Raw genomic sequence first — 21,664 nt, 5'->3', positions numbered from 1 at the left:
TTCCGTAAATATCCTTAGAAAGGAGGTGATCCAGCCGCACCTTCCGATACGGCTACCTTGTTACGACTTCACCCCAATCATCTGTCCCACCTTCGGCGGCTGGCTCCATAAAGGTTACCTCACCGACTTCGGGTGTTACAAACTCTCGTGGTGTGACGGGCGGTGTGTACAAGGCCCGGGAACGTATTCACCGCGGCATGCTGATCCGCGATTACTAGCGATTCCAGCTTCACGCAGTCGAGTTGCAGACTGCGATCCGAACTGAGAACAGATTTGTGGGATTGGCTTAACCTCGCGGTTTCGCTGCCCTTTGTTCTGTCCATTGTAGCACGTGTGTAGCCCAGGTCATAAGGGGCATGATGATTTGACGTCATCCCCACCTTCCTCCGGTTTGTCACCGGCAGTCACCTTAGAGTGCCCAACTGAATGCTGGCAACTAAGATCAAGGGTTGCGCTCGTTGCGGGACTTAACCCAACATCTCACGACACGAGCTGACGACAACCATGCACCACCTGTCACTCTGCCCCCGAAGGGGACGTCCTATCTCTAGGATTGTCAGAGGATGTCAAGACCTGGTAAGGTTCTTCGCGTTGCTTCGAATTAAACCACATGCTCCACCGCTTGTGCGGGCCCCCGTCAATTCCTTTGAGTTTCAGTCTTGCGACCGTACTCCCCAGGCGGAGTGCTTAATGCGTTAGCTGCAGCACTAAGGGGCGGAAACCCCCTAACACTTAGCACTCATCGTTTACGGCGTGGACTACCAGGGTATCTAATCCTGTTCGCTCCCCACGCTTTCGCTCCTCAGCGTCAGTTACAGACCAGAGAGTCGCCTTCGCCACTGGTGTTCCTCCACATCTCTACGCATTTCACCGCTACACGTGGAATTCCACTCTCCTCTTCTGCACTCAAGTTCCCCAGTTTCCAATGACCCTCCCCGGTTGAGCCGGGGGCTTTCACATCAGACTTAAGGAACCGCCTGCGAGCCCTTTACGCCCAATAATTCCGGACAACGCTTGCCACCTACGTATTACCGCGGCTGCTGGCACGTAGTTAGCCGTGGCTTTCTGGTTAGGTACCGTCAAGGTACCGCCCTATTCGAACGGTACTTGTTCTTCCCTAACAACAGAGCTTTACGATCCGAAAACCTTCATCACTCACGCGGCGTTGCTCCGTCAGACTTTCGTCCATTGCGGAAGATTCCCTACTGCTGCCTCCCGTAGGAGTCTGGGCCGTGTCTCAGTCCCAGTGTGGCCGATCACCCTCTCAGGTCGGCTACGCATCGTTGCCTTGGTGAGCCGTTACCTCACCAACTAGCTAATGCGCCGCGGGTCCATCTGTAAGTGGTAGCCGAAGCCACCTTTTATGTTTGAACCATGCGGTTCAAACAAGCATCCGGTATTAGCCCCGGTTTCCCGGAGTTATCCCAGTCTTACAGGCAGGTTACCCACGTGTTACTCACCCGTCCGCCGCTAACATCAGGGAGCAAGCTCCCATCTGTCCGCTCGACTTGCATGTATTAGGCACGCCGCCAGCGTTCGTCCTGAGCCAGGATCAAACTCTCCAATAAAGTAGTTTGACTGACTACGCACATTACTGTGCGATTTTATATTAAAACTTGAATTAACAGGTACGTTTTGTCTTGTTTAGTTTTCAAAGATCATTTTGTCACTTCGTTTAAGCGACTTTATTATTATAACTCGTTGACTCATTGAAGTCAATAACTTTTTTTGAAGTTATTTTTTTGTCATCGCCTTGTTTAGCGGCAACGAATAATAATATACCACCTTGTAAATAATAGTGCAATAGTTTTTTGAAGAAAAACCTAAGGAATTATAAAAGAGCGTCACCCTTCTATTAGAAAGGTTGACGCTCTTTTAAATTAGCGCTGTCTCATTTGCGGGAATAACAGTACATCTCGGATCGAAGGAGCATTCGTAAGCAGCATGACCAGGCGATCGATCCCGATGCCTAAGCCTCCTGTTGGCGGCATGCCATACTCCAGGGCTTCAACGAAGTCTTCATCCATTAAATGAGCTTCATCATTACCCTCTTCTCGTTCTTTTAATTGGGCTTCAAAGCGTTCTCTTTGATCAATAGGATCATTTAGCTCTGTGAATGCATTTGCGTGCTCACGGCCTACGATAAACAGTTCAAAACGGTCTGTGAAGCGCGGATCCTCTGGATTTTTCTTAGCAAGAGGAGAAATTTCTACTGGATGTCCATAAATAAACGTTGGCTGGATAAGCGTTTCCTCGATTTTTTGTTCGAAGAATTCGTTTATAATATGGCCCACTGTCATAGAGTCTTTAATCTCTACACTATGCTCTTTTGCATATTCACGGGCTTGCTCAACAGTTACATCTTCCCAGAAGTCAACGCCTGTCGCTTCTTTGACTGCGTCAACCATATGGATTCTTTTCCACTCAGGTTTCAGTTCGATTTGCTCTTCCCCGTATTGGATTGTCGTCGTGCCAAGCACCTCTTGTGCGATATGAGCGACAAGGTTTTCAGTTAAACTCATGATATCTTTATAGTCAGCATACGCTTCATATAATTCAATCATTGTAAATTCAGGGTTATGGCGTGTAGAGACGCCTTCATTACGGAAAACACGGCCGATTTCATATACTTTTTCTAAACCTCCGACAATCAAGCGTTTCAGATGCAGTTCAATCGCAATACGCATGTAGAGCGGAATATCTAAAGCATTATGATGGGTAATGAACGGACGCGCGGAGGCTCCCCCTGGAATGCTGTGCATAGTTGGTGTTTCTACTTCTAAGTATCCATGATCATCAAGGTATCTTCTCATCGCTTGAATGATCTTGCTGCGTGTGATGAACGTATGTTTGCTTTCTGGATTTACGATAAGATCCAAGTAACGTTGACGGTAGCGCTGCTCAACGTCTTTTAAACCATGGTATTTATCCGGCAGCGGACGAAGCGCTTTTGTCAGTAAATCAAATGATGTTGCTTTTACAGACAGTTCGCCTACATTTGTTTTGAACACTTTTCCGGTTACGCCGATAAGGTCGCCAAGGTCGGAAGATTTGAAGATTTCATATTGGTCGTCACCGACACTGTCTTTTCTTACGTAGATTTGAATTTGACCTTCTAAATCCTGAAGGTGCGCGAAGCCGGCTTTTCCTTTGCCGCGTTTTGTCATCATACGGCCTGCGATTGTGACTTCAATCGCTTTTTCCTCTAACTCTTCTTTCGTTAGATTTTGATATGCCGCAATAATTTGCTCAGATTGATGAGTTCTTTCAAAACGTGCGCCGAATGGATCTATACCGTTTTCTCTCATCTGATTCATTTTGTCGCGTCTGACTTGCAGCTGGTCGTTCAATTCTTCATGATTATGCTCTTCTTGACTCATTGTTATCACTCCATTACAGATATTGTTTCATGAAAAAAGCAGAAAAACTGCCAGCGTAAAACTGGCAGTGAGCAGCAAATAGAGGTGAAAGTTATCCTACTTTTGCGTCTTGAAGCTCTTTTGCCTCAACTTCAACAGTAAATGCATCTAAAAGCTGTACAAGCTCTTCTCTTGTCTCGCAATGATTGATTCCATTACGAACCTCCGCATTGCCTCTTATGCCTTTCAGATACCATGCAGCGTGTTTTCTCATTTCTCTTACCGCTACATTTTCACCTTTTAAGTTAATCAGGCGGTCAAGATGCAGTTTGCATACCGCCATTTTTTCGCGTACTTGCGGCTCTTCTTTTAATTCACCCGTTTCAAGGTATTGAACCGTACGGTAAATCATCCACGGATTGCCTAACGCGGCACGGCCAATCATGACCCCGTCTACTCCTGTTTCATCAAGCATACGCTTAGCATCCTGCGGCGTCTTGACATCGCCGTTCCCGATAACCGGAATCGATACAGATTGTTTTACTTCTTTGATAATATCCCAGTTTGCAGTTCCTTCGTACATCTGCACTCTTGTACGGCCGTGAAGCGCAACTGCTTTTCCGCCCGCACGCTCGACAGCCTGTGCGTTTTTCACCGCGAAAATGTGGTCTTCATCCCAGCCCATTCTCATTTTCACTGTGACTGGTTTATCGACGGCATCCACTACTGCAGAAACCATTTCATAAATCTTATCGGGATCGAGAAGCCATTTTGCTCCCGCATCACATTTTGTAATCTTTGGTACTGGGCATCCCATGTTAATATCAATGATATCAGCAGTTGTGTTCTGGTCTACAAACTTCGCCGCTTCCACAAGGGTTTCCTTTTTTCCTCCGAAGATTTGAAGGCTGAGCGGTTTTTCACGTTCATCAATGTAAAGCATACCCATTGTTTTGGCATTGTTGTAAAGGATCGCTTTGTCACTGATCATTTCAGCGCAGACCAATCCGGCTCCGAATTCCTTTACAGTCAATCTGAATGCTGAGTTGCAGACACCGGCCATAGGGGCCAGCACAACCCGGTTTTTTAATTGAATATCACCGATTTTAAACATTTTTCCCCTCCTTTCATTTGTTATTATTTTCTGGCGGCGCTAATTCGTCCGCGCTTATATTTAAAACATCTGCTGCACTTTGAATGATGGCAGCTGACGGCAATCGGTTTCCGCGTTCAATTTCGCCGAGAATAGAAACTGATATACCTAACGCTTTCGCAAATCCTTCTTGAGTATAACCTTTCAGCTTTCTGAATGCACGAATTCGTCTACCCCAGATTTCTGCTTCCATACTCTTACACCTTCTTGGTCGGTTTCCTCGCTTTTTGCCTCTTTTTCAACCCGCGTGCATATTTCCGCAAGCGGTGCAAGGACAAATAAACGCTCATACATTCTCGGATGCGGAACAATTAGTTGCTCTGTTTCAATATTTTCACGATTAAACAGTAAAATGTCAAGGTCTGCCGTCCGCGGCCCCCATCTGACTTCTCTCGTCCTGCCCAATTCATTTTCTATATGCTGCGTGAGCTCCAGGAGCTGAAACGGATTCAGCGACGTCTCGATTTCAACTGCCATATTTAAAAATTCATCTTGAGCTTCGTATCCGACTGGGTCTGTTTCGTAAATAGAAGACACTTTTGTGACTGTCACTGCCTCATGTTGATGCAGCATCGCCACCGCTCGCCGTAAATACGTTTCTCTTTCTCCAATATTAGATCCAAGTGCTATATAAGCTGTATTGTTCATGATTTTTTTCTCGTGATTTCTATTGCTACTGATTTATAGTGGCCGGGAATTGGCGGATCTGGCTTAATCACTTTTACAGTACATTGCTGCACCTGATGAAATTTCTTCAGGACAGTGTCCGCAATACGTTCTGCCAGTGTTTCCACTAGTTTCACAGGCTCACCTTCGACGATATCTTTACATACGTGGTAAAGCTCGGCATAGTTAATGGTTTTCTCAAGCTCGTCTGTTTGTCCGGCTTTGCTTAAATCCAATTCTGCGGTTAAATCGACTTTAAAACGCTGTCCGAGCTTGTTCTCCTCTTTTAACACACCGTGATAGCCGTAAAACTCCATGCCTTCTACGTAGATTTTATCCATGATGCATCCCTCCCTTGTTCAGCATTGCATCCATCATTTTCGCCATTCTGGCTATTTGTTTTACATCATGGACTCTCACAATGTCACAGCCTTTTTGAATGCCTAGACACACGGTTGCGCCTGTGCCCTCAGCCCGCTCCTCAGGCGGAAGATCCAGGACACGGCCGATAAATCTTTTTCGGGAGGTTGCAAGAAGAACCGGATAGCCAAGTCCGCTGAAAACTTCGAGTTTGTTCATGACTGCCAGATTATCGTGATAGTCCTTCGCAAAACCAATACCGGGATCGAGGATAATGTTCTTTTCCTCTACACCTGCTTCAACAGCAATCTTTACACTTTCCATTAAGTCCGACAGCATATCCGGTATTAAGTCGTTGTAGTTTCTCTCTTTGCGGTTATGCATGAGAACGATCGGAACATTGTGTTCAGCTGCAACAGAAGCCATTTTCGGATCGTACTTCGCTCCCCAAATATCATTGATGATTGAAGCGCCGGCTTTAACAGCTTCATCTGCGACAGAAGCCTTGTACGTATCTACAGAGATCGGCACTGCGAGCTCTTTTGTAATCCGCTCAATCACAGGAATCACTCTGGACATTTCTTCGTCCTCGGACACATATTCGGCGCCGGGTCTTGTCGATTCGCCTCCGATATCAATGATATGCGCACCGTCATCAATCATCTCTTTCGCATGCAACAGGGCATTGTCCAGGCTGTCATATTTTCCGCCATCCGAGAAAGAGTCAGGCGTTACGTTTAAAATACCCATCACCAGCGTCTTTTCTCGATATGATAATGCGCTGGGTTTGGTATGGATTACTTGTGTTTGGTCTATCGTTTGCCGCGCCATTCTCTTCCTCCCTGTCATGAATTCATGTTCTTTATTTCTTGGTGGTATAGCGTTTGTAAAGCGGAAGTTATTTCTCCGTTTTGGCCCGGATAGTTCACTTCTTCTATTTTAGAAAACGGAATGATCTCAAGAACCGAGTTGGTCATCCATGCTTCATCTGCCGTCAAAAGGGCTTCAAGCTGGTAGCGGCCTGTTTTGACATCCATCCCTATTTTCTTTGCGTTCTCCATGACAAAACGTCTCGTGACGCCGTCAAGAATTCCGGTATCAAGTGATGGTGTATAGATAGAGCTGCCTTTTCTCCAGAAGACATTTGAAATGATGCCCTCTGCTACAGCGCAATCCTCCGTTAAAAAGATCCCTTCAAACCGCGGATCATTTCCGATCTCCCGTTTCGCATACATATTATTTAAATAGTGATGTGATTTTAACCGGAACGGCCCCTCCGGTGTGTTTCTCCGTACCGATAAAACCTTTCCTTCCTTTTGCAAAGGAAGACTTTCTGGTTTTAACTGATTAACAAAACATAAAACAGTCGGGTTATCGTAAGTTTGAGCAGCGAAGCCTTTATCACTGATGCCGGCTGATATGTTCAGCCTGACGCGGGCATTGCCGTCTTTGATATCATTCAGCCCGAGCAGCTTGTCCAGCATTTCAATCATCTCTTGTTTTGTCACAGTGTATTCGATTTGCAGATCCTTAAGTGCGCGTTCAAGCCGTTCTATATGCCAATCAAGCAGGAACGGCCGGCCTTCATAAAGCCTGAAGGTCTCAAAAACACCGATCCCATATAAAAAACCATGGTCAAAAGGAGAAAGAACTGCATCTTTCTCCTCTATAAATCGGCCGTTTACATATATCATCACGCAATGACTTCCTTGCGGTACGTTTCAATAAAATTTCTGAGCATTTCTTTTCCAAAGGAAGTCATAATAGACTCTGGATGAAATTGAACGCCTTCTATCGGAAGGTCATTGTGCCGAATAGCCATGATTTCTCCTTCTTTCGTTTGTGCGGTTACTGTGAAACAGCTTGGCAGCGTCTCAGGTTTTACGATCAGTGAGTGGTATCGTGTCGCCACAAGCGGGTTTTGCAAACCTTTAAAGATCGTCTTGCCGTCATGCTCGATTTCTGAGGTTTTTCCGTGCATCAGCCGCTCTGCTCTGACCACGTCTCCGCCAAACTCCTGTGCGATAGACTGATGTCCGAGACACACGCCAAAAACGGGAATTTTGCCTGCGAAGTATTTAATTGCTTCAAGGCTGATTCCAGCTTCATCAGGACTGCACGGTCCGGGTGAAATCATTAAGAAATCCGGTGACAGCTCTTCAATTTGCTCTATTGTGATATCGTCATTGCGTTTTACAATCAGCTCTTCTCCAAGCTCGCCCAAATACTGCACTAAGTTGTACGTGAAAGAATCATAGTTATCAATCATTAAAATCATTTCTCCGCTCACCTCATCTAATTTTTGTCTCTGCTTCGCTCAGCTCTAACGCCTTTTGCATCGCAAAAGCTTTTTTGAATGATTCTCTGTATTCATGCTTAGGAACAGAATCAATCACAACTCCTGCTCCGGATTGCATAAACGCCTGCCCTCCGGCTGCATAAATGGTTCGGATCACGATATTAAACTGAAGATCCTGATTATACCCAAACCACCCTATAGATCCAGTATAAAGCCCACGGCGTGTCGGCTCAAGTTCTTCTATAATTTCCATTGTCCTTACTTTAGGAGCACCTGTAATCGTTCCTCCAGGAAATACAGCATGAATAATATCTACAGCGTCGTATCCATCCTGCAGTTCACCTTGGACATTAGACACAATGTGCATGACGTGGGAGTATTTTTCAATTGCCATGAATTCATTAACCCGCACTGATCCGTAACGGGAAACTCTGCCGAGATCATTTCGTTCTAGATCAACTAGCATGACATGCTCAGCGCGTTCTTTTTCATTATGGATTAATTCATTTGCGAGCGCTTCGTCTTCCTCATCCGTTTTCCCTCTGGAACGAGTGCCCGCGATCGGTCTTGTCTCTAACAGTTTGCCCTTTTTGCTGACAAGAAGTTCAGGAGATCCGCAAATAATTTGGAAATCTGGTGTTTCTAAATATGCCATATATGGAGAAGGATTCACTTCTCTCAGTTTTTTGTAGATCTCATACGGGTGAGCAGACAGCGGCTGCGACTGCCTGATCGATAGATTGACTTGAAAAACATCTCCGCTGGCAATGTATTGCTTGATTTTCTCTACAGCCTGAGAAAAGCCTTCTTCAGTAAAAGGCGCTGCAAAGGAACCGTCAGCTGTATATGTCATCTCTTGTAACGGCTCACCGGGAAGCTCAGTCAGCCACATATGTTCGAGCTGGGACAGCTTTTCGTCCGCTGATTCGTTCTCATCATTCACATGAGTGACCAGCCAAAGAGCCTGTTCTTCATGGTCATAGACGGCGATATCATCAAAGACAAGAAAATAGATATCAGGTGTCTCCAGGTCATCTAATGAGAGCATTTTAAAATTTTCAATGTAGCGTGCGTAATCATAGCTAAGAAAGCCGATTGCTCCCCCTTGAAAATCAGGCAATTCTTCATCCGTTTCTGTTTCCAGCGTTTTAAACCAACTGTGGAAGGCGCGTAATGGGTCACCCTCTTTAAACAGTGTCTCATCCCCATGCTTAATGGTTGCAATTCCGTCTTTTCCCTTGACAGCCGCAATTGGATCAAGACCGGCTATACTGTATCTGCCGCCTCTTGCACTTTCAAGAAGCACGTGCTGTTTTCTGGATTGTGAAAGTTTCTCATATTGTTGCAAGAATGAATCTTTTTGAAAAGGTACTTTTCTGCCTGCCGGTCTGCGTTGTGCCATTTATATCATTCCTCTGTTTTCTTTTTCTGCTTTTTTTATTGTAAAGCAATATCATGAGTGAAAAAAGTGAATTTCTCTTCCAAGGATAAGATTCGTCGCGGACACGGCATATTTGATGCACAAATAAAAAAACTCCCGGGCACCGGGAGTTTTTTCGAGCTTTTTAATCGAATTGATACAGCGGCGTACTCAAATAACGTTCGCCGTTACTCGGAATGATAGCTAATACTTTTTTGCCCTTTCCGAGTTTTTTCGCTACTTCAATAGCAGCATAAATGGCCGCACCTGATGAGATGCCTCCGAGAATTCCTTCTTCACGTGCAGCTCTGCGTGCATATTCAAATGCTTCTTCATTCTTCACAGGGAAAATTTCATCGTATACTTCAGTGTTTAAGATGTCGGGCACAAAGCCAGCTCCGATTCCCTGAATTTTGTGAGGGCCTGGTTTTCCTCCTGAAAGCACTGGGGAATCTGACGGTTCAACAGCGTAGATTTTGACGGAAGGATATGCTTCCTTCAGGACTTCACCCGCTCCTGTAATCGTTCCGCCTGTTCCGATTCCGGCTACAAATGCATCAAGCTGGTCATCACCGAATTGCTCAACGATTTCTTTACCTGTTGTTTGGCGGTGGATTTCAGGGTTCGATGGATTGTTAAACTGCTGCGGCACGAAGTATCCGTGTTTTTCAGCAAGCTCCTCCGCTTTCTTAATGGCGCCTTTCATGCCTTCCGCACCCGGAGTCAGCACAAGCTCAGCACCATATGCGCGAAGAAGGTTGCGGCGCTCCATGCTCATTGTGTCAGGCATAACCAAAATCGCTTTTAAACCTTTAGCAGCAGCAACCATTGCCAGCCCGATTCCTGTATTTCCGCTTGTCGGTTCAATGATTGTATCGCCAACTTTTAATTTCCCTTCTTTTTCAGCGGCTTCAATCATCGCTAAACCGATACGGTCTTTTACACTGCTTCCAGGGTTCATGTATTCAAGCTTCAAATATACATCCGCACTGTTTTCATCAACAAGGCGATTTAATTTAACGATTGGCGTATTCCCAATTAATTCAGTAATGGAGTTTGCTACACGTACCATTCTCGACACCTCAATTTCCGACTATTTGTATTGGTATTATGTATATAATCTATCAATTTCAAAATTTTTTGTCAATCATTTAGTACTTTTTTCCCCATAGAACCAAGACACGTCAGCTTCTTTCCAAAGCGATTTTACAGTTGCTTTATCACCTAACTGATCCATTGCGATCTGGCGTTTAATCTGATTCTTCACTTCATCATATGAGAACGTTCTCGCATTTAACTTTTCTTTCAGTTGAATAATCGCATAGCCGTTGTTTACCTTTATCGGTTCGTTTGACCATTCATCTTGTTTTAGTGTCTTTGCTTCTTCAATGTATGATGACGGAATGTTGTCTGATGCCTCGGTGACAAACCCTAAATCTCCCCCGTACGGTGACGTATACCTGTCTGTGGACCGTTCCGCCGCAACAGCTTCAAAGCTCGAGCCGCCTTCAAGCTCTTTTAAAACTTGTTTGGCTTCCTCTTCATCCTTTACAACAATATGCCGAATACGATACGAATCATCAAACTGATACAGTTCTTTATTTTGATTATAAAATGATTTCATTTCTGTCTTTGAAATATCAATATCCTTTGTTAATAATTCCTCAAGAAGAATATTATAGCGAATTTGGTCTTTCCACTCTTTTTCAGTTGTATGCTCGTCTTCGTAAAATGAATTATTCACCGCCTTAATCAGCAGAAATTCCCGATCAATTTCACTTTTAGATACTTTGAGATTGTTCTTTTTGGCAAGCTGCTCTACCACTCGGACATTGATCATATCTTCAAGTGTTGATTTTCCGTATTCATCTTCCATTTCCTTCAGCCATTCTTCTCTTGTGACGCTTTTGCCTCCAATAGTAGCAATGGACTCGTCGGACGGGGAAGCACTGGCTTGAGATTTCGTCAGTGTATATGCCACTGCGATACAGCATACCAGCAGCGCGCCCCAAATGATTGTCCAGATTGTTCTTGATTTCAAATTTACTGTCAGCCCCTTTTCTTAAATTCAAAAAACCCGCTAAAGAGCTTAGCGGGTCGTTTGGTCTCGAAGCTCTTCCAGCTCTTCTTTTGTAAATAAGTACTTTTCATTACAAAAATGGCATACTGCTTCGGCTTGTCCATCTTCTTCTATCATATCTTGAATTTCTTTTTTGCCTAGTCCTAAAACGGCTGTTTCAAAACGCTCTTTTGAACAAGGGCAATGGAATTTAACAGGCATGGTTTCCAAAATCTCAGGCTTTTCTCCTAAGACTTCTTCCAAAATTTCTTCCGGCGCAAGCCCTTTTTGAATCAGTTTAGAAATAGGTTCTACTACAGATAGACGCTGTTCAATTTTTGTGATGGTTTCATCATCTGTTCCCGGAAGGAGCTGAAGAATGAAACCTCCTGCCGCCAAAATGGTGTTGTCTGGGTTAACAAGCACGCCGACACCTACAGAAGAAGGAACCTGCTCCGATGATACAAGATAGTACGTAAAATCTTCCCCCAGTTCTCCGGAAACGATTTCTACTTGCCCTGTGAAGAACTCGCGCAGGCCTAAATCTTTTACAACACTTAATGTTCCATCTGTTCCGACAGCGCGTCTGACATCCAGCTTGCCGTGTTCATTCAAGTCAAAATGAACATGCGGGTTTGAGACATATGCCCTGACTTCCCCTTTAGCATTTGCATCAGCAACAATCGCGCCGATTGGCCCGCCGCCTTCCACTTTCACTGTCAGCTTATCATCACCTTTCAGCATAGAACCAAGCATTAGTGAAGCTGTCATTGTACGGCCCAGTGCAGCGGATGCTGTCGGCCATGTATCATGCCGTCTCTGTCCTTCATTCACCATATCAGTCGTTTTTGCAGCATATGCGCGAACTTTTCCGTCATACGCCAGCGCTTTTACTAAATAATCCATTGCAAAACCTCCTATACACTTCCCACGCGGTTTCGTTCATAAATCAATTCCAGCCCTTTTAGGGTTAAGAATGGATCAACGATGTCTATACAATCTGATTCGTTTGCGATTAATGGCGCAAGACCGCCTGTCGCAATGACTTTCGGTTCTTGTTTTGCCTGCCATTTCATTCGTTTTACGATTCCTTCCACTTGGCCGACATAGCCAAATAAAATCCCTGATTGCATCGCGCTTACAGTGCTTTTTCCGATAATATTGTCAGGCCGGGCGATTTCAATACGCGGAAGCTTCGCCGCACGCGAGTACAGCGCCTCAGTCGAAATTGTAATTCCAGGCGCAATCGCTCCGCCCATATATTGTTTGTTTTCATCGATATAACAGTACGTTGTAGCTGTACCGAAATCAACAACAATCAAAGGATTGCCGTACAAGTGAATGGCCGCAACAGCATTTACGATTCTGTCAGCGCCTACTTCTTTCGGATTGTCGTACTTTATATTTAAACCGGTTTTCATACCAGGACCGACAATTTGCGGTTCGATATGAAAGTATTTTGTGCACATTCTCTCTAACGCAAACATGATTGGCGGCACAACTGAAGAAATAATAATGCCTTCTATTTGTTCAAACATGAGACCTGAATGATCAAATAAAGAGCGCAGAATCATCCCAAACTCATCTTCTGTTTTATGCCTGCTTGTTTCTATACGCCAGTGATATTCTAATTCACCCTCATGATATACACCAAGTACAGTATTGGTGTTCCCCACATCAATAACAAGTAACAACCTCTATCACCACTTTTGAATAGTTTCTCTATCATTACTTTTACAAACATTCTACAATACCATACACGATCGGCGGCTCATTTGTAAACAAATCGATACCATAATTGGATGATTGAAAAGAGGGGCAGCAGAGGCGGGATTCACATAAAAAAACTGCCAGCGTCAGCCGGCAGTTTTTATCAGAAAGCGTTACTCTTTCGTATCGTCTTTCTTTTCTTCTTCTGTTTTTGACAGAATGTTTACTTTGACATCATCGTTCTTCTCATCATCAGAGAACTTACGCTCAGGCAATGTTCCGTGATCGACAAGATGTTTGATTTGTTCAGCATCCAGTGTTTCAACTTCCAGAAGCGTCTGAGCAATCAATTCAAGCTTGTCACGATTTTCTGTCAGGATTGTTTTCGCACGCTCGTAACACTCTTTGATAATGCGCTGAATTTCCTGATCAATTTCGTAGGCAATTTGATCACTGTAGTTTTGTTCGTTGTTGAAATCACGGCCTAAGAATACCTGGCCACCCTGAGACTGTCCAAATTGCAGCGGTCCCAGTTTTTCTGACATACCGAATTCTGTAACCATTCGTCTTGCAATATTTGTCGCACGCTGGAAGTCATTGTGCGCTCCTGTGCTGACTTCGCCAAAGATAATTTCTTCAGCAACACGCCCGCCCAAGAGACCGACAATTTTATCAAGCAGCTCCGGCTTTGTCTGGAAGTAACGGTCTTCTCTTGGAAGCATAACTGCATAACCGCCAGCCTGACCCCGAGGAACAATCGTTACTTTATGAACCATATCAGCCTCATCTAAAACGAGTCCGATAACGGTGTGTCCGCCTTCGTGATATGCCACGATATTGCGTTCTTTCTTGGAGATGACGCGGCTTTTCTTAGCTGGTCCGGCAATAACACGGTCCGTAGCTTCATCAATGTCGCGAGCATCGATTTTTTTCTTGTTTTGACGAGCCGCCACAAGAGCAGCTTCATTCAATAGGTTTTCTAAGTCAGCGCCTGAGAAACCAGGTGTTCTCATGGCAATCGATTTCAGATTTACCGTTTCATCCAGCGGTTTATTTCTTGCATGGACTTTCAATACAGCTTCACGTCCAATTACATCTGGGCGGTCCACTGTGATTTGACGGTCAAAACGTCCCGGACGAAGTAAGGCTGGGTCCAAGATGTCCGCACGGTTCGTTGCGGCAATGATGATAATTCCTTCATTGGCACTGAATCCGTCCATTTCAACAAGCAATTGGTTGAGCGTCTGTTCACGTTCATCGTGTCCGCCGCCGAGACCCGCTCCACGCTGGCGTCCGACTGCGTCAATTTCATCAATGAAGATCAAACAAGGCGCATTCTTTTTCGCGTTTTCGAACAAGTCACGCACACGGGAAGCACCGACACCTACAAACATTTCAACGAAATCAGATCCGCTGATGCTGAAGAATGGTACACCGGCTTCACCGGCTGATGCTCTTGCAAGAAGTGTTTTACCGGTACCCGGAGGTCCGACTAAAAGCACACCTTTAGGGATTCTTGCGCCAAGCTCGGCAAACTTGCGGGGATCTTTCAGAAATTCAACAACTTCCACAAGTTCTTGTTTCTCCTCGTCTGCCCCTGCAACGTCTTTAAATTTGACGCGTTTCTTTTCCTCTGTATATAGCTTCGCCTTACTCTTACCAAAGTTCATGACACGGCTGCCGCCGCCTTGAGCTTGATTGAGCAGGAAGAAGAACAGAATAAAGATAATGACAAATGGGATGATGGTCGTCAGGAACGTCACCCATCCGCTTGTTTCTTGAGCGGGATCAACCTTTACATCTGTCTTTTTTATAGCATTAAAGATCTGGTCTGCTCCCTTTCCTTCAGGAACATGAGTCAAAAAGTATTGATCCTTGTCGTAATTTTTCAGCTGTCCTTTTACCTCATAAACACCTCTGACAGGCTGAACCGACACGCTATCAACTTTCCCGTCATCCAGGTTTTTGATGAACGTGCTGTACGACATATTTTCTGTTTTCGGATTTGAGGTCTGGAAGTAGCTCACAACCCCGATTACTACTAATAAAATAAGTAAATAAAAAATGGTATTACGGAAGACCCGATTCATTCCTTACCTCCTCCCACAGTAAGCACAACTATGTTCAATAGTACCATAGAAAATCATTCCAATACAACCAATAACCATCTCGGAAGCAGGCTGCCGATCAGCTTTCATAAACTGCCGGTTTTAACACTCCGATATAAGGCAGATTGCGATAGCGCTCAGCATAATCAAGTCCGTAACCCACTACAAACGCGTCAGGAACTTTAAAGCCGACGAAGTCTGCTTTAATGTCCGCTTTTCTTCCGCTTGGTTTATCCAAAAGGGTAACAATCTTAATTGATTTTGCTTTACGGTATCGGAAGAGCTCTACTAGATAACTTAAGGTTAACCCACTGTCGATGATATCTTCAATAATTAAGATGTCCCGGCCCTCTACAGATGTATCCAAATCTTTAATGATTTTTACTTCTCCAGATGAAACCGTAGATTTTCCGTAGCTTGATACATCCATGAAATCCATTTCCAAATATGTATCAATATGCTTGATAAGATCCGCCATAAAAGGAAGAGCTCCTTTTAACACACCGATTGCCAACGGAAATTTATCTTGATACTCGCTTGTTAAGTCTGCACCTAACTCTTTTACTTTCTCTTGTATCTCTTCCTCTGAGATCAGAACTGTTTCAATATCATGTTTCATCATGATTATGCTTGCCCCCTACACTTTTCATGCTGTCTATATTGTAATACAATGCGGTCACTGTTTGGAATCACAAGATCTTCAAAAATGGATTTTTTCAAGCCCGGTATCCAGATAATTTCACCGCTTGCATCCGTCACAACCGGCCAGTTGTCTCTTTCTTGCAGAGGCAATTTCTTATCAATAAATATATCCTTTACCTTTTTCGAGCCGTTCATCCCTTTTAGTTTTATCCGATCGCCGGCTTTTCTTGTCCGGATCGTCAAGGGAAATCTCACCTTATCTTGACTTGTAATAAAAACAGAATTCCCATGACCTTCAAGAGATTCCGCGTTACGCTTTGCCTCTATCAGAAATCCGTTTGGGAGCACTGCCGTCTCATCGGCAGCTCCGCTTATTTGATATTCAAAGGGAACATTTTTGCACTGCCATTGTTCAAATGTAAACAAACATGTCTGATATGATTTGACCACCTTCAGTCCTTTCGGAAAGTCCAGTACTCCTGAAGGACCGCCCTTATCCGCCCAATCCAAAAACTGCTGAATATGATGAGCGGAAAAGGATGATGGAACGTTTTCATAAAGATAGTTTAATATTAGTTGAACTCCTCTTCTTTGTAAAGGCATCGGGAGGGCAAGCAATTGAGAGGAATTGATTTCAACTGATATTTTAGACTGGCTTGTGATTACTTTATTCATTTCTTCTTTCGTTAATGACTGTAAGAATTGCTCATCTTCAGTCAGTGCTTCGCTTACTTTCTGAAACCTTTTATGCACATCCGGTGATTCCTGTTTCAAAAAAGGGAGCACTGCTTTTCTGAATCTGTTTCTAGTGTAATCATCTTTGGCGTTGCTTTCGTCCGTCCGGTAGCTCAAAGCGTTTTCATGGCAATAATGAAGAATCTCTTCTTTTGTAATGGCTAGAAATGGTCTGATCATCTGTCCCGTTTCAAACCGTCTTACCGGCTGCATGCCGGCAAGTCCAGCTCCGAGTGTGCCTTTAGCCAGTCTCATAAGCATTGTTTCAACCTGATCATCTCCATGTTGAGCAAGTGCAAGATAATCCGCTTGATGCTTGGACATCACTTCCTTAAAAAACTGATATCGGCAATCACGGGCAGCTGCCTGCTTGTTGAGACCGTTTTTCTCAGCATACGCAGTTACATTGATTTGAGCCGTTTCACATTTGATCTGTTCAGCCTCACAATATGCTTGGACAAAACGCATGTCTTCCTCAGATTGTGCCCCTCTGAACCGGTGGTCTACGTGAGCCGCAATCACATTGGCTGAACGGCCGTATAACGCATGAAGCGCGTGAAGGAGAGCCATCGAATCCGGACCGCCGGAAACGCCTACAATAATTGTCGCCCCTTTTAACGTAAGATTGTGTTTGATAAAAAAATCTTTGACACTGTTCACAATGTCCTCCTCACAATGAGCAGGTATTTTAAAGATATTCATATCCTATCACTTTCAATCCTTCCAAGCAAAGAAGAAGCATGGGTATTGCAGATTGCGGCTGTCAAATAAGGAAAAAGATAATGTAAGCGAAATAAAGCGCCAAAACACTGATTACGATAAGAGCGGTTTCGAATAACCCTCCGGACTTAGCGCCCTTCTTTTTAGGTGCATATCTCGTCTGTGTTACTTTTCCCTGGCGCATTTTTTGCTGTCTTTGTCTTGAGATAGGTTGCGCCGAAGTTGGCGTTTTTCCGGCCTGTTTTCTTTGCGCTGCCTTTTGCCCTGCTGCGAGCATCTCTCTTTTCATCTCGTCAGCGGAATCATAATGGCCATTTAAAGCAGAAATAAGCACTTTTTTATACTTTTGCAACACCGAACTGCCTTCGATTAAAGATCGCAGTTGTTCCTTTGGCTGGCTTGTTTTTTTGAATTCCTTTTTATGTACACAGTTGATCATAATCATAGCAACCGCAAACAAGTCGTAAGAGGGCTCTGCTTTTCTTGTCCCATACCCCCAATATCCTCTGTCGTAAAACTCGGTATACTCTTTTATCGCTCGGCCCTCCTTGGTTGTTCCGCCTACATCTATGCAGCGGATTCTGGCTGGCGGACCGGTGACAATCAGATTATCCGGCTTAAGGTCGCCGAATATCCACCCTTGCTGATGAAGCACGGATAAGCTGGTTAACAGCTGAATCATCAAGACCGGAATCCATTCTGCTCCTTTGTCACTGACGAATTGTAAAAGCAACGGGCCTTTTATGTATTCCATTGCATAAAATGAAACCTTTGTATTAGCACTGGGAATAAAGGCATCATCAGTGTCAAAAAAAGAAGGCCCCATCGTTACGGACTGGGCCTTTGAAAAAGATTTTAAGACATTCACTTCAGAAGTAATAGACAGGCTGTCATCGCTTACCTTTAAGGCAACATGTCCATCTGATGCTTCTGCCAAATACACAATTCCATTGGCCCCTTTTCCAAGCTGTTTACGCAGTGTGTAAGTATTTCCATTCCACTTGCCCTTTACTCTCGTTCCCGGCTTAAGGCTACATGCCAAACTCGTCAAAGTGTCGTTCATCATCTGCCAGCATGCTCCTTCTTGAGCGGATTTTTTCGAATTGCTGTGTCGCTTCACGAATCGCCGGACCTGTCGGCGTGATGCCGCCTGTCGATAGCTTCGCAAAGAGTGTGGAAAGAGATTGCAACTTCGGTGTCCAATTTAGCACAAGCTCGACCTCCTGTTTTTTCCCGGGAAATATACACATCGCAAATTCGTTATTCCCTATTCGGGAGTTAAGACTCACGGACAAGTCAATCAGCGCTTCTTTCACTGTAGGCAGCTTTGGCGCCATACTCGCGCTTGTATCAACGAGAACCAAAACCTGAAGATGCACCGTCTCTCCCAGTTCATCCACCACTTCCATGACTTCGCCGCGTTTTTCCGGAGAAAGCTCCTCCATTTCCACATTCTTTCCCAGGATTTGCTTCAGTTCTTGATTTACCACCCCTTGCAGGGTTTGCGTCATTGCTTTTTTCGTTACCATTTGAACCGTTTGCGAAAGCTGTGATGCGTAAACGACCTGATGCACGCCGCCTCCAGCAAGCGCAATCCCTTCGACTTCTTTCATAGCCTCGTGGTCAATTTTGTTTTCTTCCATTATACCTATGACATTTACTGTAATCCCTTGCTCTTTAGCAAAAGCAGCCATAGCAAGCGGATCTTCACCATGATTTGAGCAGCCATCCGTTATCAGCAGAATTTGATTCAAACGTCCGTTGTTCACATTCATTCCTCCTGGAGAATACGATGATTCTCAGATTCATATATTTCCATCTTCGCCAGAAGAAAATTGATTTATACGGAAGCGTTATGAAATTTCTTGTTTGCTTTGAAAGATGGCCGGAACGGGAATAGACGCCCACTTTGGTGTATTGTGATCAATTCGGACGACAACAACCGTCATATCATCATCAATTTGGCCTGATCTTGTGCGAATCACTTCCTCCATGAGTAAGTCAGCAATTTCCTGCGGATCATCTGTTTTTAACCCTTTCATTTTGCGCTTCATCCATAAATCATGATTTTCCACGTGTTTAGGGCCTTCGAAAATACCGTCACTCATCATGATCAGGAGGTCTCCCGCCTTCAGCTGCTCACTCACAACCTCAACGTCGAATTCGTTAATAATGCCGATTGGCAGATTGCTCGCTTGGACTTTCATCACCTGCTCACCCCGTTTGATAAAGCTCGGTGTTGATCCAACCTTTAAAAACTTACAGCTCGCATCCTGAAGGTCGATAATAGAAAGATCGAGCGTGGAATATATTTCATCCGTTGTCCGCAGAGACAGTATGCTGTTGATCGTTTTGATTGCTATTTTTTCATCAATTCCTGATTCAAGGATCTTTTCAAGAAGTTTAATCGTTTCATTGCTTTCAAAGTGAGCCCTCGCGCCATTGCCCATCCCGTCACTGATAGCAGCTGCATATTTTCTTGCGCCCAGCTCCATCATGCTGTAGCTGTCGCCGGAGACAAGGCCGCCGCCCTTCGCTGCATGAGCCGCACCCGTAGACACTCTGTACGATTTTGTTGATCCAAACGCGACATGGCTGTATCCATTTGGATGCGGCGAATGCTGCTCGGCTTTCACGAGAACTTGCTCTTCCAAAATGTCAGAAAGCATAGGCGCTATGATTTTTTCACTTTCTCCATGCCCGCTGAATGGGATTGTCATTTCAATATCAATGTTCCCCTGTTCAAGGCTGTAAATCTCCACCTGCTGAATCTCTATTCCAAAATGCTGAAGAGCCTCAATAATTTGTTCTTCTTGGATAAAGTGCTGCTCCCTCTCCCTTTTTATTTCCCGAGAAAAGTCTGCCATGACCTCTGAAACACCTAAGAGCTGTTCAGCCACAAGCCGCCTGCTGTCCTGCACTTTTTTCTTAAGAGTTAAATGCGCATGATGATAGGCAAGTTCATCCTCTATCAACTCTTCAACCTGACGCGATTTAGAGCAATACTGGTGAAACTCTTTTTTCAGCCTTCGGTTTGAAGCATACTCTTTTTCCTCTGTTTCAAGCATAACTTGTTTCATTAAATCATATGTTTTATCAAAGTTCTGAACCCAGCACCTGTTTTTCTTGTAGCACGTTTGACAGGAATGCTCCGTAATTTTACTTAAAAACAGATCGACTTCGCTGTCATCTGTTTGTTCGTCAGACGCTTGATAAAAGGTTGCAAAGCTTTCTGACAATGCATGAAATACATTGGAGAACTGATCCACCTTTTGAGCAGTGACATCTCTGATTTTTCTCGCGTATTGCTGCTGCTCCTGAAGATGTTCCACAGTACCCGGAATATATCTCGCCACTTTTCTTGTGATGGACTGAGGCGTAAGCAGAAACAGGCCGACTGCTATCAATGACTCATAGAGCGTTGTCATCAGACCGGCAGAGCCTTCTCCATATAAAGAAATAAGAAGCGATCCGATAATCAGCCCGATTGCCGCACCTGCTTTTTTTCCTTCTTTCAGCAAGCCGCCTAATAAGCCAGAAAATGCGAGCAGACTCATTTGATAGAGATTTCCGATATTGGCTAAGCCGAGAATCAGGCCTGTCACGACACCCACTGTACAGCCGATGCTTGCACCGCCGATGAAGGAAAAGCTTAATACAACATAACGGGCCAGGATATGTTCTGCCTGCATCCCTTGATAGGACAAGCCTGCAAGTCCAGTCAGCACCGAAGCAATCAGAATCATAAAGCAAATGATTTCTTCTATTTTTAAGGATTGTTTTACTTTCTTCACTGTGAAAATCGGAAGGCTTTGGAGGAAAATCAGCGTTAAAATAAAGGACAGCCCGGCTTCTACAACAGCCATCACATAATCATAGGTTGTAAACGCGCCATTCTGAGCGTAAACAAAACCCGCTCTTGCCGCCGCCATGGAGAAGAACACGACAATCGGAAGGGCTTTCACACGATCATCTGTGATGAAGGATGCTACTTTAGAAAACACGAAGAATGCAAGCAACGCCGCTAATATGAGTAATGAGTGCTTCGGAGAAATTGTCATTGCACCTGCAAGCACAGCCAGCACTGCATACAGCGCCTTGTCTCTTCTGATCAGAAGCATTGCCCCAAAGAAAGGAAGGGCGAAAGGAAGGACCTCGGATAATATGAAAGCTCGTCCAAGCAAAAACCCGATGACGACATAAATGAATCCTTTATAGAAAAACAGTGAATGCAAATGATGAGTCACCAGCTTCGCTCCCCTGTTAAAAAACGATTGGAGTTTTTCAAAAGCTTGTCCCGCCATTGGCCCGTTCACTCTTCTTTCTGCTTTTTCCATTTCTCTCATCTCCCACCTGTTATATTCGTTGCCTGTCATTATAGCGAAAGCACAGATAGGATTTTGTCAAAAGAAGGTAAGTATACCAAAGAAGTC

The 21,664-nt window shown here is 44.5% G+C and carries 19 protein-coding genes and 1 rRNA gene; all 20 read right to left on the bottom strand.

Annotated elements, in window-relative coordinates; all coding sequences use genetic code 11:
- Positions 1 to 18: 18 nt before the first annotated feature.
- Positions 19 to 1,568, bottom strand: a 16S ribosomal RNA gene (locus NYE43_RS00485).
- A gap of 312 nt (positions 1,569 to 1,880) precedes the next feature.
- Positions 1,881 to 3,380 (bottom strand): lysine--tRNA ligase, encoded by a 1,500-nt coding sequence (gene lysS / locus NYE43_RS00480; protein ID WP_101860933.1) that lies wholly within the window; start codon positions 3,378 to 3,380, stop codon positions 1,881 to 1,883.
- Positions 3,381 to 3,471: 91 nt separating this feature from the next.
- The gene (gene dusB, locus NYE43_RS00475; protein ID WP_024123646.1) at positions 3,472 to 4,473 is read right to left on the bottom strand and encodes a tRNA dihydrouridine synthase DusB; all 1,002 of its coding nucleotides are present in this window, start codon (positions 4,471 to 4,473) and stop codon (positions 3,472 to 3,474) included.
- A 13-nt stretch (positions 4,474 to 4,486) separates the two neighbouring features.
- Entirely contained in the window at positions 4,487 to 4,705 is a 219-nt protein-coding gene (locus tag NYE43_RS00470; RefSeq protein ID WP_024123645.1) for a helix-turn-helix domain-containing protein, read from the bottom strand.
- A complete protein-coding gene (gene folK / locus NYE43_RS00465; protein ID WP_101860934.1) occupies positions 4,657 to 5,160 on the bottom strand; it encodes a 2-amino-4-hydroxy-6-hydroxymethyldihydropteridine diphosphokinase in 504 nt (167 codons plus the stop codon). The genes NYE43_RS00470 and folK overlap by 49 nt, the downstream gene beginning before the upstream one ends.
- A complete protein-coding gene (gene folB, locus NYE43_RS00460; protein WP_341060587.1) occupies positions 5,157 to 5,519 on the bottom strand; it encodes a dihydroneopterin aldolase in 363 nt (120 codons plus the stop codon). The genes folK and folB overlap by 4 nt, the downstream gene beginning before the upstream one ends.
- Positions 5,512 to 6,369, bottom strand: coding sequence for a dihydropteroate synthase (folP, locus tag NYE43_RS00455; protein ID WP_101860936.1), 858 nt, complete (start codon positions 6,367 to 6,369; stop codon positions 5,512 to 5,514). The genes folB and folP overlap by 8 nt, the downstream gene beginning before the upstream one ends.
- 14 nt (positions 6,370 to 6,383) lie before the next feature.
- Positions 6,384 to 7,232, bottom strand: coding sequence for an aminodeoxychorismate lyase (gene pabC, locus NYE43_RS00450; RefSeq protein ID WP_095714742.1), 849 nt, complete (start codon positions 7,230 to 7,232; stop codon positions 6,384 to 6,386).
- Entirely contained in the window at positions 7,232 to 7,816 is a 585-nt protein-coding gene (pabA, locus tag NYE43_RS00445; protein ID WP_095714741.1) for an aminodeoxychorismate/anthranilate synthase component II, read from the bottom strand. Before pabA ends, pabC begins: the two co-directional genes overlap by 1 nt.
- Before the next feature lie 13 nt (positions 7,817 to 7,829).
- A complete protein-coding gene (locus tag NYE43_RS00440) occupies positions 7,830 to 9,239 on the bottom strand; it encodes an anthranilate synthase component I family protein (protein WP_341060586.1) in 1,410 nt (469 codons plus the stop codon).
- Positions 9,240 to 9,402: 163 nt separating this feature from the next.
- Complete coding sequence (gene cysK, locus NYE43_RS00435) at positions 9,403 to 10,329, bottom strand: cysteine synthase A (RefSeq protein ID WP_326323726.1); 927 nt, start codon at positions 10,327 to 10,329, stop codon at positions 9,403 to 9,405.
- Positions 10,330 to 10,404: 75 nt separating this feature from the next.
- Positions 10,405 to 11,298: a peptidyl-prolyl cis-trans isomerase gene (locus NYE43_RS00430; RefSeq protein ID WP_095714739.1), complete on the bottom strand. Its 894-nt coding sequence runs from the start codon at positions 11,296 to 11,298 to the stop codon at positions 10,405 to 10,407.
- 48 nt (positions 11,299 to 11,346) lie between these two features.
- Positions 11,347 to 12,222, bottom strand: a complete 876-nt coding sequence (hslO, locus tag NYE43_RS00425; protein WP_024123636.1) for a redox-regulated molecular chaperone HslO — start codon at positions 12,220 to 12,222, stop codon at positions 11,347 to 11,349.
- An 11-nt stretch (positions 12,223 to 12,233) separates the two neighbouring features.
- Positions 12,234 to 13,010, bottom strand: coding sequence for a type III pantothenate kinase (locus NYE43_RS00420; protein WP_024123635.1), 777 nt, complete (start codon positions 13,008 to 13,010; stop codon positions 12,234 to 12,236).
- A gap of 189 nt (positions 13,011 to 13,199) precedes the next feature.
- Complete coding sequence (gene ftsH, locus NYE43_RS00415; RefSeq protein WP_024123634.1) at positions 13,200 to 15,116, bottom strand: ATP-dependent zinc metalloprotease FtsH; 1,917 nt, start codon at positions 15,114 to 15,116, stop codon at positions 13,200 to 13,202.
- Between the two features lie 97 nt (positions 15,117 to 15,213).
- A complete protein-coding gene (hpt, locus tag NYE43_RS00410; protein WP_038954341.1) occupies positions 15,214 to 15,756 on the bottom strand; it encodes a hypoxanthine phosphoribosyltransferase in 543 nt (180 codons plus the stop codon).
- A gap of 2 nt (positions 15,757 to 15,758) precedes the next feature.
- Complete coding sequence (tilS, locus tag NYE43_RS00405) at positions 15,759 to 17,171, bottom strand: tRNA lysidine(34) synthetase TilS (RefSeq protein ID WP_341060584.1); 1,413 nt, start codon at positions 17,169 to 17,171, stop codon at positions 15,759 to 15,761.
- A 103-nt stretch (positions 17,172 to 17,274) separates the two neighbouring features.
- A complete protein-coding gene (locus NYE43_RS00400; RefSeq protein WP_341060582.1) occupies positions 17,275 to 18,297 on the bottom strand; it encodes a serine/threonine-protein kinase in 1,023 nt (340 codons plus the stop codon).
- A complete protein-coding gene (locus NYE43_RS00395) occupies positions 18,263 to 19,000 on the bottom strand; it encodes a VWA domain-containing protein (RefSeq protein ID WP_024123631.1) in 738 nt (245 codons plus the stop codon). Before NYE43_RS00395 ends, NYE43_RS00400 begins: the two co-directional genes overlap by 35 nt.
- Before the next feature lie 84 nt (positions 19,001 to 19,084).
- Positions 19,085 to 21,568 (bottom strand): stage II sporulation protein E, encoded by a 2,484-nt coding sequence (gene spoIIE / locus NYE43_RS00390; RefSeq protein ID WP_024123630.1) that lies wholly within the window; start codon positions 21,566 to 21,568, stop codon positions 19,085 to 19,087.
- Positions 21,569 to 21,664: the final 96 nt, after the last annotated feature.

The organism is Bacillus sp. FSL R5-0434 (assembly GCF_038004745.1).
In the GTDB taxonomy this organism is placed as follows: domain Bacteria; phylum Bacillota; class Bacilli; order Bacillales; family Bacillaceae; genus Bacillus; species Bacillus halotolerans.
The sequence above is the reverse complement of the archived record's forward strand: the minus strand, read 5'-3'. Positions and strand labels throughout refer to the sequence as shown.